Origin of the sequence: Occallatibacter sp., from assembly GCF_036502485.1 — a bacterium.
GTDB lineage: Bacteria > Acidobacteriota > Terriglobia > Terriglobales > Acidobacteriaceae > Telmatobacter.
Genome location: NZ_DASXYM010000173.1, coordinates 1 through 12,696 on the forward strand (window position 1 = coordinate 1; position 12,696 = coordinate 12,696).

Genomic DNA, 12,696 nt, shown 5'->3' on the forward strand with positions numbered 1-12,696 from the left:
GAAGGCGGACGGCTCGATGTGCGGTTTACCCGTGATTGGCGTCGCGTGCGGTGCCTGGATCCGGATGCCGACACTGCCATGCTGGAGGGCATGGAGAACGAGCTTCGCCGGCGATTGCAGGAGGACCTGGGCAGGCCTGAAGCGGAACGTAAGTTCACCCGCATTCTGGATGAGTCGCTCTCATTGAACGTGCAGATGACTGAACCGAAGGGATATCTTGCGGAAAGTCTGATCACCGGGATGGAAGAGCTGATGCGCATGTACGTAGAGCCCCCCAGGCGCGAGCGCGTGTCGAGGTTGTCGGGGCGTGCCGCCATCCAGTCGGCGATGAGGAATGAGTTTGAACGGGCCCAGGTGTGGGGCCTGATGCGCAAGCAGATCCGCGCGGCCGACTACACTCGGCCCGGAGATCCGCTGCGGATCGACGCTGGGTATCGGCCTAATGGTGTCATCAAGATGTTTCAGGGTGTTTCGCTTGATCCTGGAGTAGAGATGGCGAAGGTGCTGGCGTTTTCTTCAGCGAGTCTGCGCGCTGGCGTGGAGCGGATGGAGAAAGCGCAACTGCAACTGACGGCGATTGTGGAACCGGCCGCGCGCATTGGCGCCACAGACGAGGAGCCGGAGCGGCTTGAGATGTACCGCTTCGGCATTGAGACCATGGAGGAGCACGAGATACGGGTGCTTACCACCACCGACTTACCTAACATCGCCGCAACTGCGAGACGCGAGTTACGGCTGGAATAACAATTGGAAGCAGGGAACAGGAGCAGGGATTAAGGAATAGAGCCGGCGATCGTCTTCGGGCGATCGCTTTTTTTGCGAGTAACAGCCGCTGCGGCAGTCGGACAGCGGCTGTTGCTTTTTTGCTCTAAGTCGCTTTTCGCAGGCCCCGGTTTCCCTATCTCTTCCTTCACCCAAGGAGTGACCCGTGAAACTGACCACCCATTTGCGCGCCTTTCTGCGCAGCGAGAATAAGCCGGCAAGGCTCGAAGCCGCTGAAGGCGAGAGAAAAACGCTGGCTCTGCCCGCCATCCTCAGCCCGGTGCAGTATCCCGGGAAGCTCATGCCCAAACCTACGCCGGCCAACCTGCGCCGCTTTGCGGAAACGCCTGTGGTGCGGCGCGCTATCAACGTGATTAAAGACAGGGTGGCTGCGATGGACTGGCAGATTCGCATACGGCGGGGTTGCAGCATGGATCCCACCGAGGCGCTTGCCAGGACTCACGCGCTGCGACTGGTGCTCGAGGAGCCTAACCCTGCCGACAGTTTTCGTACTCTCATGGAGCAGGTGATTGAAGACGCGCTCACGGGCGGCTTCGGCGCCATTGAAATGGAAACGACCGGCGACGCCGAGCGGCCGGCCATGCTATGGCCGGTGGATGGCGCGTCAGTGCGCATCAACGGCAAGTGGGACGGCTCGCTCGACGTGCCGCGGTACGCGCAGTGCCCTGCTGGGCAAGCGGACAGCGGCGTGGACCTGCGCGACGACGAATTGATGTACATCCGGATGAACCCGCGCAGTTTCACGCCGTTCGGCCTCGGCCCTCTGGAAGTTGCCTTCGAGACAATCAATCAGTTTCTTGCGGCGCATCGATTTGCAGGCAAATTGGCTGCTAACTCTGTGGCGCAATATGCGCTATGGCTGAATGAGGCGACACCCGCGCAGCACGACCGGCTTATCCGCTGGTGGCAGGACGAGATCGAGGGCACGGGCCGTGTTCCGCTCATCTCCACTGAGCAGAAGCCGGAGGTGTTGCGCTTTGCCCAGGGCACGGACGCAGATCTGCGCCTTGAGTGGCAGAAATTCCTGATCCGCATGGTGGCCAATGCGTTTGGATTGCCGCCGATGCTGCTGGGGCTGGAGGGCGACGTGAATCGCTCCACAGCCGGCGAGTTAGCCGACGAGGCTTTCCGCGGAGCTATCTCACCGCTGGCGCAACTAATTGCGGGCCACATCACGCGCGATCTGTTCAGTAAGTGCATCGGCTGGCGTGAATTCGAGTTTGTATTCAACGATCTGAGCGCCCGCGATGAGGAGACCGAGTTGTCGGTGCAGGTTCAGCTTCTACAGGCGGGAGTTCTCACTGTCAATGAAGTCCGCGCATTGCGCGGCTACCCGCCACTGGGCGCGGCGTCAGTTCTGAGCGCTAAGCCTTCCGTTTGATTCCATCTTTCACTTACGAGTCTCTGCCGATGGAGGCTTTCGCCACCCACATATCAGAATTGGGAAAATGACATGCACCTGCACGCCATGGCAGTACACATTCCACCTGTCCACGGACACCCTAACCGGGTGCCCTTTGAAGGAATTCTCACCCTTGTTAACACGCCCAGCGACAAAGCTCCGTCGGGCGCGCGCGGTCACCGTGTGCTGCTCACCGGTGAGGCTGCCGAGCAGGCGCTTCCATCCTTGCTGGGCATGGCTATCGACTATCGCCCTGCCTGGGACGGCCACGATTGCCGCTGCAAGATCGGCCTGCTTACCGAGGCCACGCTTAGCGGCGACAATCTTCTGGTGCGGGGTTATCTCTACGCTCGCGACTTTCCGGATGTGGCGAAGGCGATTGATGCTCACGGGCCGAGCATCCTGGGAATGAGTTACGAAATCGCAGACGCGAAAGTGGAAGATATGCGCGCTCCGATCTGGAAGCTCACCAAGGTGACCTTCACGGGCGCGGCGATTCTGTTGCGAGACAAGGCCGCCTACCGCAGAACCAGCTTCTGGATTGCTAAAAGCCAGACGTCAGCAGTTGACCAGCAGCTTTCGGCGTAACGCTCTGCGAAAGGCCTGTTGGCTCCTTGTAGTTGCCGGTCATGAGGGCCCAACGGCGTGAATTAACAGCTCTGGCCTCGCGATGATTGCCCCGCCATGCGCGGGGCTTTTCTTTTGCCCACTTCATCCAGCCGGCGTGGTGCCGGATCACTCAGCAGCTAAGAGCCGAAAGGGAATAGCTGCCATTCACGAAAGGAACCTATGGAAAACCACGAGCAAGTTGCCGAACGTCTTGAACATGCAGCCACCCTGCTGGAACGCACGCTGGGATGGATTGAAGAACGCCAAGCTGCGATCACAGGCGAAGTCGAGAAGATCTCCGCGACGGTTGAACAATCGCGGCGCGAAGAAGAGCTTGAGCACAAGCTCGCGGCCGCGGAGCGCGAGATCGCGGATTTGAAGGCAGCCGCGGCCGGTGCGTCTTCAACTGCGACGGTCTCTGCGCCGCCCGCGGGTCGGAAGACGTTGCCCGCCTCAACCGCGGACATGCTGGCGAAACGCGGCATTGGCGACGGTCCGGTCGATGTCCGCAACCTCGACGCGGCGCTGGGCGGACTTAGTCTTGAACAGCGCATCGCGGTGAAAAGCCAGTTACTCCGTGCGGGCGCGCTGTCTTAAGTTCAGCTGTCAGTCATCAGCTCTGAGCCTTCAGCACATAACTCGCAGAAGGGCTGATTCCTGCTCACGCGGATCAATCCGTCAGGGAGCAAGACCACAACTTACGCTGGACTACGCCTGGCTAATGGCCGACGGCTGATAGCTGTCTTCCAGCGCCAACCCGCCAATCAGGCAGAAAGCACATCATGAATAACTCAGTCTCTTTCGCCGACATCCATGCCGCAGCCGACTACATTGGACCTGGGGCCGTGGAGGTGCCGCTGTACCAGACGGAAATCTTCGACATCTGCCGCCGCTCAAGTCCGTTCGGGCAGCGAATCAAGCAGATTCCCGCTACCGGTCATCCCTCGCGCTTCTTTGAAGAGAGCGCGATCCCGAATCCCGGCGCCGCGGGTTTTGTGAACCCGCGTTCCATCGCGGCACCCACAGTGAGTCCCACCCGTGTGGAGCGCAGCGTCCCTCTGAAGGCGATTGTCGCGCAGATCAACTACAACCTGTTCGACATCGAACTCGGCAAGCAGCAGCAACAGTTCGCGTATTTGCAGGCGAAGGACCTGGTGGATACCGTCTCAGGTGTGATGGTGACACACGACGTGGCGCTGTGGAATGGTAATGACACAAGCCTCTCCGGGCCGACGACCACGCAGTACATGGGTGCGATTGCGCAGATTGCCGCCGCCGGCAATACCAAGACGATCGGCATATCGGAGTCCATTGTCGACGGACTTAAGTCAACGGTAGCGCAGATGGTGGCTAACAACGGCTACCACGTACGTCCGACCGCCATCTACGCCAACCCCGTCCTGCTCGATCTCATCGATCGCGAAATGAAGAGCGACTTCAATGTGGTTCTGAACTCCGATGAGGTGACGGGCGGTTTCCGCGTAAAGATGCTCTCCACGCAGGCGGGGGACCTTCCGCTGATTCCAGACTGGAGTCTGGGTTACACCGGCACTCCCGGTTCGGGGTCAGCGGTACTTCCGGCCTATATCGTCACCGAGGATCTGATCGAGTATCACTGGCTTGGGGATGCGGCGCCGCGCATCTTCCAGCTTGGCATGCCTAACTCGCTCACACACCAGTATGTCGCGGTGAAGTTCGGCGGCCTTGTAGTGAAGGGCGCAAGCTATGCGCACTATCAAGTGCTCGTAGACCGCTAAACCACGGACAGTTCCCAGTTCTCAGTTCACAGTTCACAGACGCTGCCTGCAATCAGGTCCGGTTCGTGTTCTGTAGCTGAGAACTGGTGAATGACAACCACAAGCCGTGAATTACGCATTGCGGAAAGAAGGAACCATGGCATACCTCCAGCCAGAGGAATACCCCGACTACGGTCTCCCGGCGTCCACGTCGGCAGACTGGATCAGCGCGGCTACTGCGCTGATCAACAGCTATTGCCGCCGTCCCGACCTCAACATCATCGAGTACACGGAACGTCTTCGCATTACGTGCGATGTACAAGCGGTGCGGCTCACCTATCTGCCGCTCGCGGCACTAGGTGTAGCCACTTCGCCGATCATCAGCATCCAGGCGCGGTACGCGCGGCCGCGTCGCGGGGAGGTATCGAATGAGTTGCTGTTCGATGCGGCCTGGGCCTTTTCGCTCCCTGGCCAATGGACTTCGATCGATGCAGGAAGCGTGGACCTGGATGCCAAAACCGGGGAACTGACGCTGCCGACGAACCTGTTCGGTCTTCCATTCAACGAGATCGCTGTCGCTTACTCGGCTGGCTTGGCACAGGTTGGAGATGACATCAAGTGCGCATGTGCGCAGATTGTGCGCAACGCGCAATCCACGCCAGCACTGAATGCAAAGGCCAGCAAGATCGACACCATGCAAATGCAGTATTTCTCGAGCTCGCTCCTGGACGATACCGTGAAGCAATGGCTTCGTCCCTATGTTGCGACTCGCGTGGGGTGATCCATGTCAGATACCGCATCCCGCAATGCAACCAGCGCACCACAGATGCTGGCAGACGCGCTGCTCCGATCGGTAGGTGGAGCCGTAGCACAGCTTCGCGTTGCCAGCCCCTGTTCCGACGGCGCTCAATGCGAGGTTGGCCTCATTCCTTCGACGTTTGCCGATGTCATCCTCAGTCCGGCGGTGATGCGCAAGTGTCGTCCCAGTTGGCAGAGTGGAAGCCCGTCCAAGTGGGAGCTGCTGGTTTCTGCCAGCAGCGTGGAGGACCAACTGAGTGCCCTGGAAGTTGATTCTGCGCAGGCACTGTTCGCCATGACTCTCTCAATCACTGTCGCCGGACAGGAGTATCTGATCGAGTCAATTGCAGCCAATGAGGCCTTCGGGCGGATCTACCTCTATCGCCTGTTGCTTCGCGAAGCGCGTTCGCAAGGCGTGTAAGAGGGGCGATGCGCCGGCTCAGCGAGATAACCCTGTTGATTGTGAAGCATGACCTGAACACCCTCGGAGATGTTATGCAAAACGCGAAAGATTCCTTCTATATGGCCCTTCGCAACCGGCTGGCCGCACTCAATCCCGAGCGTACTCTCGTACTGCGCGGGACCGTACGCCCGGGCATTCTCGTGGAAGAAGCGGAAGCTCCGTTTGCGCAGTTACCCAATGATGTCTTCATTCTGCGCTGGCTTAGGCATGGTGCGGACATCGACCTTGCCTCGTCTCTCATCGCGGACGAGTGCGAGATCGTATACAACACCTGCGGCTGCCAAACCTTCGGGGGGCTGGACCGCGGCCGGGCTCTAAGTAAGATGGATGGTGAGCTTCTTGCCATTCTTCAGCCGTTCGCCACCGCTAAGTTGGATTACTCCCGGCAGCCGACTATGGCGATGCTCAGTCAGGTCTTCTGGGATGATCCTGTCTTCTCGCCGGTGGTTACACAGCGCGATCGCCTGATGCGATCCGCAAAAGTCATGGTTTACAGCTACCAGGAAGCAGGTGAATGATGTCCGCCGCCGTGAACTGGATTAAAGCCGTCGCGCCGGTAAGCCGCCGCGTGCGGGCTTACTATGCACCCGTCGGTCGTGCGGCACAGCAGCCGGTTCTGTTTGACCCGGCTGGCGCGAGCAGCTTCGACTTAGACAATCCGCCTCCGCCGTGGATCAGCCTCGGCTTCATTCAAAACTTCACCCGCAAGCCGGTCAGCAAGACAACGACGGTGAACACCGGGATTCCCATCGCCGCACAGCAGCAAGTGCATGAAGCTCTAGGCGCTCAGGTGAGCTTTCAGTTTCTCGCCTGGACCAAGCTGAACATGGCGCTTGCGACCGGGTCGCAGCACATGAACGTCCTTGCTCCCGCTGCAGGAGGGATCGCGCAACCTACCGGGGCGGAGGCCATTAAGGCCGTTTCCGTGCAGAGTGGATCCACCTCCATCTGCCTTGCCATGGCTGCAGGTGACGCCGGGAAGTTTTCACCCGGACAGCTGGTTGCAATAGACGTGGACTATACCGGACAAACCGGATTCCTAGGGTGGCCGATTGTTGGTTCCTATCTCCGGCAGCCTCTGAAGGATGCGGACTATGTGCGCAGAGTGACATTCAACGTCGCACTGGTGGCGCAGGTGAATGCGTCGTCGCTCACGCTGGCGTCGCCACTGCCGTGCGGTGTTCCGTCCCAGGGCGCTAAGGCGCAGGTTGTTGCGGGGTTTGTAGATCGCGAGGGCGGCACTTTCTTTCACGAGTGGTCGGCGCTCTTCGTCATGGAAGGCTCGCAGGGCGACCGTATTTGCTTCCATTACCCGCGGCTGCAATCGATGGCGAGCGCAGAAGAGACCGCACAATCGCTCACGGGCAAAGGTCAGGGCCGCCTTGAACGCATCTGCCTGAATGCGGAGTGTCTGGCGCTCCCCATCACTGATCCGCTCGACAACGAGCGCGTGGTTTGCTATCGCAGTCTTTTACCGGCGAAGAACACGCTGGTCTAACGCTCACGGTTGCCGCTCGTCAGAATGTTCCAGCATCAATCGTTTCGCCGCTAACTCAGCCGAGGTAACTCATGCATCTTACGATCAACAATCAGGATTACACCATGGCATTGGATGCCTCGGCGCCACTGGCGATCGAACGCACCTTGAATGCGCCCTCCGTCTGCCGGTTTTCGCTCGCATTGCCGTCTGGCGGCTCGCTAGCGTCTCCGGCGCGCTTTCAGCACATCGAGGTTGCAGGCGACGAAGGCTCCATTTACTTCACTGGTTACATTGCGGCCACTCCACAGCCGGAGTATGCCGGCATGGCGATGGAAGGCGCGCAATACCGGCTCCTCATTCATGCAGTGAGCGAGGAAATCCTTCTTGACCAAGCGGCGGTGTCAGGCAGCAAAGGGGCGAGCGGACTCACGGCGGGTGCACTGCTGGCCAATGTTGCCGCGCACACCGGTTCCTCCGAACTCGAATATGGCGGCCTCACTCTGCAAACGCGAGTGAGCCACTTCACCCCCGATCCCGGCGCACCTTTCAGCAAGTCGGCGGGCCAAATAGCAAGTCAGGCGCGGGCCGCTTACCGTGCTCACGCGGGAAAACTCGTACTCAACTCGATACCAACGGCCGTTCACTCCCTGGATGAAGCGGACGGCAGCCTGACTCTCGCGAATCTCACGTTTACCCGCAATGTGCGACGCGATTTGGCTAATGACATTACAGTTTGCGGACTGCACGAACCTGCAGCGTATGTTACGGAAGTATTCGTGGCAGATGGCCTGACTAACTCCTTTGTGCTCGCGGACGCGCCATACTTTCCGCCCGCATCAAAGGCGAATATCCTCGCGGAGGGATTTGACGAACCGGGTATCGATACCCGTAACTGGAGCAATCCAAGCGGCAACACGTTTTTCGGGCTGGGAGCCTCGGGACTGATCATGAGAGGAGGCAACGGCATCGACGGTGAGACGCAGTTGACCTGGCTTGATCCAGTAGAAATGGCCGGTACGCTTTTACTCGAAGCCGCGGGTGTGAAACTCGCCGCCGAAAGCGCCGGTCTTCTTGCCGCGTTTTTCTCTGGGGATGTGACGAGCGCTTCCTGTTTCGCGGGGTTCCAGGCGACGGCGCAACCGGGGACAGGGGGTGTATCCCTCCAAGCTGTGGTGTGCGGCTCTGCGTGCGGTCCGACGGTCGTCCTTGACCCAGATCACGAATACACGTTGCGCATTCGTGTCCACTCGCCCGAGCAGCAAAGCGCCCGCGCGATGTATCTGTCGTTTGGTGACGCGGGCTTGATTGCGCTGGGAGGCCAGATTGTCTTTTCTCCGGCGCGGCTGCAGCTCGAGATTCAGGAATTTGTGAACGGCGTTGCGTCGATGCCGGTTTGTGTTTATGAGGGTGATCTCTCTAATTTGCCTGCATCGTGTTCAGTGCTGGCGGCCAGCAGCATCGACCTGCATGGCTCTATGCGGGCGCTCAGCGTTAGCAGCCTGGGATCTGCATGGGTTATGAGCAAGGCATCCGATGGCACCCTGTTCACGCGCCGGCTCGGGACGGCTGCGCAATCTGCCGAATGCGCCGTGGAACGCTCGGGGCATTTGGTGTTCACTACGGGCGTTACTCCTGCGGCGGGGGAGCAGATCACGGTGTGGTATCGCGCGGTGGGCCGTTCTGTGGGACGAGCTGTAGCTAACGGGAGTCAGCAAACACTGCCGCCGGACGGCTCGTATCTCACACTGGCCTGGATCGGATCGGTTACGAATCCCGCCCCGCGCAGCTCGGCTGATTGCCGCAATGCGGCCGCGGCCCTGCTTGCATCCTCGACCAGTTCGGCGGCGCTGTGGTCCGGCATGTGGCGCGGGAACAACCTCGAATTACAAGCCGACGTCTGGCCAGGAGATGCTCTGGCTCTCAACGTGCCGTCTTGCCATCTTGATACTCAAGTGGTGGTGCGCAGGGTGAAGCTAGTCTATGGCGCAAGCACGCCTGACCTGGTGACGTACGAGGTCGACTTCGCCAACGATTGGATCGAGGACCTCGCCATTCGCGCCAGTGATTCCGTGCCCTCCGACACGTGGCTTCCTGTGCCTGCCGCACCCGCGTATGCCGCGAACCTCAATGCGCTCAGAGTGACAGCGATCAGCGGCAACAATGTTTCCATCAACACCGGATCGGCAGCGCCAGGGGGCGGCGGATTCGAAATCCGCAATCGCGACCACGCCTTCATGCCGGGCGAAGACTCTAGCTTAGTAATGCGGGGTTCGCAGCCGAACCTCACATTCACACGGCGCAGCGCGTCCGACCGTTTCTACGTACGCATGTTCGATGGCGCTGACCCGCCGAACTACAGCGAGTTTTCCGCGGTATTAGTCCTTAACATGCCACTCAGCGCGTAACTGTCACATTTCAGCTTTGTTTCTTGAGCGGAGCGGAGGGCCTGCGGGCTGTAGCGAGGTCCTCCACTCGGATCACCGGAGTTCCGAACATGCGCATGATGAATGAATTTGAAGCCCAAGTGCTCAGCGATCTCTCAGTCCTCAAAAACCAGATGAACGGCCTCATGGGGGATGGCAACGGCGGCCGTCTCGCAGAACTTGAACGACGCATGGAACGCCACGAGCAGAATTGGCAGCGCGCCAAGGGTTTTGTCGCCGCGTTCAGTGTTCTCATAGCAGTGTTGCAGGTAGCTGTGGAGGCTTGGCATCGCCACTGAGCGCCTCGCTATCTCAGAAGGTTGTGAGCTCGTAATCAGTGTTTCTCAAACTCAAGACCCAGAGCGCCGCCTCGTATAATCAGCCCATGGATGCTCAGCCATTGGTCGGCGTAGTTATGGGCAGCAAGAGCGATTACGAGGTCCTCTCCGCTGCGGTGGAGATTCTGCGCGCTCTCGAGATCCCTCACGAAGCCAAAGTTGTAAGCGCGCATCGTACGCCTGACCTTCTCTTCCACTACGCTGAAACGGCGCGCGAGCGCGGCCTGCGGGTGATCATCGCGGGAGCCGGAGGCGCCGCGCACCTGCCCGGCATGCTGGCTGCAAAGACGCTGCTCCCTGTGCTTGGCGTGCCCGTGCCTGCTACGATGCTCAACGGTCTTGACTCGCTGCTTTCCATTGTGCAGATGCCGATGGGAGTGCCGGTCGGAACTCTGGCTATCGGCAAGCCAGGTGCAGCAAACGCCGCTATTTTCGCCGCTGAGATGCTCGCCACCACCGACGAAGCCCTCTATCAACGCCTCGCGCAATGGCGCGCCGCGCGCACCCAGGAAGTTCTCGATCAGGAGCTGCCAGCTTGACCTTCAGTAACAGTCCAATGCAAGTACAGCCCGGCGGCACTCTTGCCATTCTCGGGGGCGGACAGTTGGGCCGCATGATGGCGATGGCCGCGCGCACTATGGGCTATCACATTCGCGTAATGGATCCTGAGCAACGATGCCCCGCCAGTTTCGTGGTCGATGAAACCATCGTGGGTAAGTGGGACGACGCCGACGCCGCGCATTGCCTGGCAGCAGGAGCTGATGCCGTCACACTCGAGATCGAGCAGATTGGTGTGGATGCGCTGCAGCGCGTTTCCGACATCGCGCCGCTTCGCCCTGGTGTGGAACCCATCCGCATCATCCAGGACAAGACTCTTCAGAAGCCGTGGCTAGCGGACCATGGTTTTCCCGTAGGTCCATTCCGCGTTGTTGACAGCGAAGAAAGACTGCCGGCAGCCGTGTCCGAGCTCGACAATCGCGTGTTCCTCAAAATTGGGCGCGGCGGTTACGATGGCCGAGGGCAGGCGCGCATTGGGCTTGAGCAGGCCGCAAACGAACAGAGCATCGCGGCAGCATGGAAGTCGCTAGGCGGAAATCCTTGCGTAGCGGAACAGGCGCTCGACCTTGACATCGAGATCAGCGTGATGGCTGCGCGCAACCCGTCCGGCGAAGTCCGCAGCTTTCCCGCCGCACGCAATCACCACGAAAATCAGATCCTCGCGTGGAGCGTCCTGCCCGCAGGCATTCCACCGGAACTTGAAGAACGAGCTGAGAGACTGGCACGCGAGATCAGCGCCGGCCTTGAAATTGAAGGCCTGCTCTGCGTTGAAATGTTTGTGACGAAGAAAGGCGAACTCTTCGTGAACGAGCTCGCGCCGCGACCTCACAACAGCTATCACCAGAGCGAGCGCGGATGCGTCACAAGTCAGTTTGAACAGGCTGTGCGCGCTGCGCTGAACCTTCCCCTCGGAGATACGGCACTCATCTCACCTTGTGCCATTGTGAACCTGCTCGGCGATGTTTGGCTCAACGGCGAACCAGACTTTGCAGCCGCCATGGAAGTACCTGGCGTGCGGGTCCACTTATACGAGAAGTTATCGGCCCGGCCCGGCCGCAAGATGGGTCATCTATCTTCTGTTGGCGCAACGGCGGATGAAGCACTGGAGCGCGTGCTCGAAGCCAAGCGCCGCCTGAACGCCTGATTGAACTCACGGCCAGCGCGCAAAGGGCGCGACATCAGCCGCGCCCTTTGCGCCTGCCCTTCAGCACATGTCCACCTGATAGCTTATTTTGCTACTTTCCTTGCGGATGCCTGACTGCCGCTTTCGTAGCTGGAGTGGCGCCCTTGGTATCGTCAACTGCCTGATCGATTAGCTGGTACAGCTTGCTTCGATCCACCACCTCGACGAAAGGGGCGCCCTTCGACTGCGCGGTGACCACCCAGATCGTGGGCGTGTGCTCAATGCCGATCCGCTGCCCGAGCGCGTAGTCGGCCTTCACATCGGCAGCCAGTTTTCCCAGCGGATCCACATTGAACGGGAACGCAATCTTGTGGTCAGCCGCAAACTTCTGGGTGAAGTCGTTCATGCGCGCGGGCTCGTCTCCGAATGAGGGCTGGTTCGCGAAGATTGCATCACGATATTCATCGCCCATTTTCTTGCCGGCCTTTTGGTCAAACCACCGCGCGTTCACCGCGGCCTGGAAACTCCACGCGTGCTGCGCCAAGGGGAAGTCATGCCGCACCCACGGAATGTGGTATTTCTCGCTGGCTTCCTTGAGCAGTGGATTGGCCCGCGCGCAGTCTGGGCACTCCATGTCGCCAAACTCCACAATGGCCACGCGTGCGCCCGCCGGCGGCTTGAGCGCGGAAGCGTCATGCACCTGTGTTCCTTTGGGAGGTGCGGCAAACTGCGCCCGCGCAACAGGCGCTGCGGTAGCAATGCCAAGAACAGAAAAGGCAACCAGAAAACGAGCGCCCGAGGCGCGAAAGACCGTGAGCATAGTGATTGAACGGCTCCCTCCTGTCGATTGTAACGAAATGCACGACCGGAAAGTTGCGGGCGGTCATATGTTTCATACGCGGGAATTGGCGCTCCCGTCTCGGCCGGCACGCCGTGCGGCAACCCACTTGCGCCATTTGTAATCGGCAAAAACCAGCGCGGCA

General features: G+C 59.9%; 14 protein-coding genes. 13 read left to right on the plus strand and 1 reads right to left on the minus strand.

What is annotated here, in order from left to right; translation table 11 throughout:
• From VGL22_RS20875 to purK, 13 genes are all read left to right on the plus strand, one after another.
• Positions 1–744 (plus strand): DUF3037 domain-containing protein (locus tag VGL22_RS20875; protein ID WP_465268898.1); only part of this gene is annotated, 744 nt, incomplete at its 5' end.
• 184 nt (positions 745–928) lie between these two features.
• On the plus strand, positions 929–2,164 hold the full coding sequence (locus tag VGL22_RS20880; protein ID WP_465268899.1) for a phage portal protein: 1,236 nt from the start codon (positions 929–931) through the stop codon (positions 2,162–2,164).
• A gap of 72 nt (positions 2,165–2,236) precedes the next feature.
• Positions 2,237–2,773, plus strand: coding sequence for a hypothetical protein (locus VGL22_RS20885; RefSeq protein ID WP_465268900.1), 537 nt, complete (start codon positions 2,237–2,239; stop codon positions 2,771–2,773).
• 201 nt (positions 2,774–2,974) lie between these two features.
• The gene (locus VGL22_RS20890; protein WP_465268901.1) at positions 2,975–3,391 is read left to right on the plus strand and encodes a hypothetical protein; all 417 of its coding nucleotides are present in this window, start codon (positions 2,975–2,977) and stop codon (positions 3,389–3,391) included.
• A gap of 185 nt (positions 3,392–3,576) precedes the next feature.
• Positions 3,577–4,551 (plus strand): hypothetical protein, encoded by a 975-nt coding sequence (locus VGL22_RS20895; RefSeq protein ID WP_465268902.1) that lies wholly within the window; start codon positions 3,577–3,579, stop codon positions 4,549–4,551.
• 136 nt (positions 4,552–4,687) lie between these two features.
• Positions 4,688–5,311 (plus strand): hypothetical protein, encoded by a 624-nt coding sequence (locus tag VGL22_RS20900; protein ID WP_465268903.1) that lies wholly within the window; start codon positions 4,688–4,690, stop codon positions 5,309–5,311.
• A 3-nt stretch (positions 5,312–5,314) separates the two neighbouring features.
• Positions 5,315–5,749 carry a hypothetical protein gene (locus VGL22_RS20905; protein ID WP_465268904.1) on the plus strand — a complete coding sequence of 145 codons (435 nt, stop codon included), beginning with the start codon at positions 5,315–5,317 and terminating at the stop codon, positions 5,747–5,749.
• An 8-nt stretch (positions 5,750–5,757) separates the two neighbouring features.
• Entirely contained in the window at positions 5,758–6,309 is a 552-nt protein-coding gene (locus VGL22_RS20910; RefSeq protein WP_465268905.1) for a hypothetical protein, read from the plus strand.
• Complete coding sequence (locus VGL22_RS20915) at positions 6,306–7,289, plus strand: hypothetical protein (protein ID WP_465268906.1); 984 nt, start codon at positions 6,306–6,308, stop codon at positions 7,287–7,289. The genes VGL22_RS20910 and VGL22_RS20915 overlap by 4 nt, the downstream gene beginning before the upstream one ends.
• A gap of 71 nt (positions 7,290–7,360) precedes the next feature.
• Entirely contained in the window at positions 7,361–9,676 is a 2,316-nt protein-coding gene (locus VGL22_RS20920; protein WP_465268907.1) for a hypothetical protein, read from the plus strand.
• An 89-nt stretch (positions 9,677–9,765) separates the two neighbouring features.
• A complete protein-coding gene (locus VGL22_RS20925; RefSeq protein ID WP_465268908.1) occupies positions 9,766–9,993 on the plus strand; it encodes a hypothetical protein in 228 nt (75 codons plus the stop codon).
• 86 nt (positions 9,994–10,079) lie between these two features.
• Positions 10,080–10,571 carry a 5-(carboxyamino)imidazole ribonucleotide mutase gene (gene purE, locus VGL22_RS20930; RefSeq protein ID WP_465268966.1) on the plus strand — a complete coding sequence of 164 codons (492 nt, stop codon included), beginning with the start codon at positions 10,080–10,082 and terminating at the stop codon, positions 10,569–10,571.
• A 17-nt stretch (positions 10,572–10,588) separates the two neighbouring features.
• A complete protein-coding gene (purK, locus tag VGL22_RS20935; protein WP_465268909.1) occupies positions 10,589–11,734 on the plus strand; it encodes a 5-(carboxyamino)imidazole ribonucleotide synthase in 1,146 nt (381 codons plus the stop codon).
• Between the two features lie 91 nt (positions 11,735–11,825).
• Here purK and VGL22_RS20940 read toward each other — a convergent pair whose 3' ends face one another.
• A complete protein-coding gene (locus VGL22_RS20940; RefSeq protein ID WP_465268910.1) occupies positions 11,826–12,533 on the minus strand; it encodes a DsbA family protein in 708 nt (235 codons plus the stop codon).
• Positions 12,534–12,696: the final 163 nt, after the last annotated feature.

Excerpts from the sequence above, each read along its gene's own strand:
- VGL22_RS20885 (WP_465268900.1), top strand. The coding sequence starts at position 2,237 with ATGCACCTGCACGCCATGGCAGTACACATTCCACCTGTCCACGGACAC.
- VGL22_RS20890 (WP_465268901.1), top strand. The coding sequence starts at position 2,975 with ATGGAAAACCACGAGCAAGTTGCCGAACGTCTTGAACATGCAGCCACC.
- VGL22_RS20895 (WP_465268902.1), top strand. The coding sequence starts at position 3,577 with ATGAATAACTCAGTCTCTTTCGCCGACATCCATGCCGCAGCCGACTAC.
- VGL22_RS20900 (WP_465268903.1), top strand. The coding sequence starts at position 4,688 with ATGGCATACCTCCAGCCAGAGGAATACCCCGACTACGGTCTCCCGGCG.
- VGL22_RS20905 (WP_465268904.1), top strand. The coding sequence starts at position 5,315 with ATGTCAGATACCGCATCCCGCAATGCAACCAGCGCACCACAGATGCTG.
- VGL22_RS20910 (WP_465268905.1), top strand. The coding sequence starts at position 5,758 with ATGCGCCGGCTCAGCGAGATAACCCTGTTGATTGTGAAGCATGACCTG.
- VGL22_RS20915 (WP_465268906.1), top strand. The coding sequence starts at position 6,306 with ATGATGTCCGCCGCCGTGAACTGGATTAAAGCCGTCGCGCCGGTAAGC.
- VGL22_RS20920 (WP_465268907.1), top strand. The coding sequence starts at position 7,361 with ATGCATCTTACGATCAACAATCAGGATTACACCATGGCATTGGATGCC.
- VGL22_RS20925 (WP_465268908.1), top strand. The coding sequence starts at position 9,766 with ATGCGCATGATGAATGAATTTGAAGCCCAAGTGCTCAGCGATCTCTCA.
- purE (WP_465268966.1), top strand. The coding sequence starts at position 10,080 with ATGGATGCTCAGCCATTGGTCGGCGTAGTTATGGGCAGCAAGAGCGAT.
- purK (WP_465268909.1), top strand. The coding sequence starts at position 10,589 with ATGCAAGTACAGCCCGGCGGCACTCTTGCCATTCTCGGGGGCGGACAG.
- VGL22_RS20940 (WP_465268910.1), bottom strand. The coding sequence starts at position 12,533 with ATGCTCACGGTCTTTCGCGCCTCGGGCGCTCGTTTTCTGGTTGCCTTT.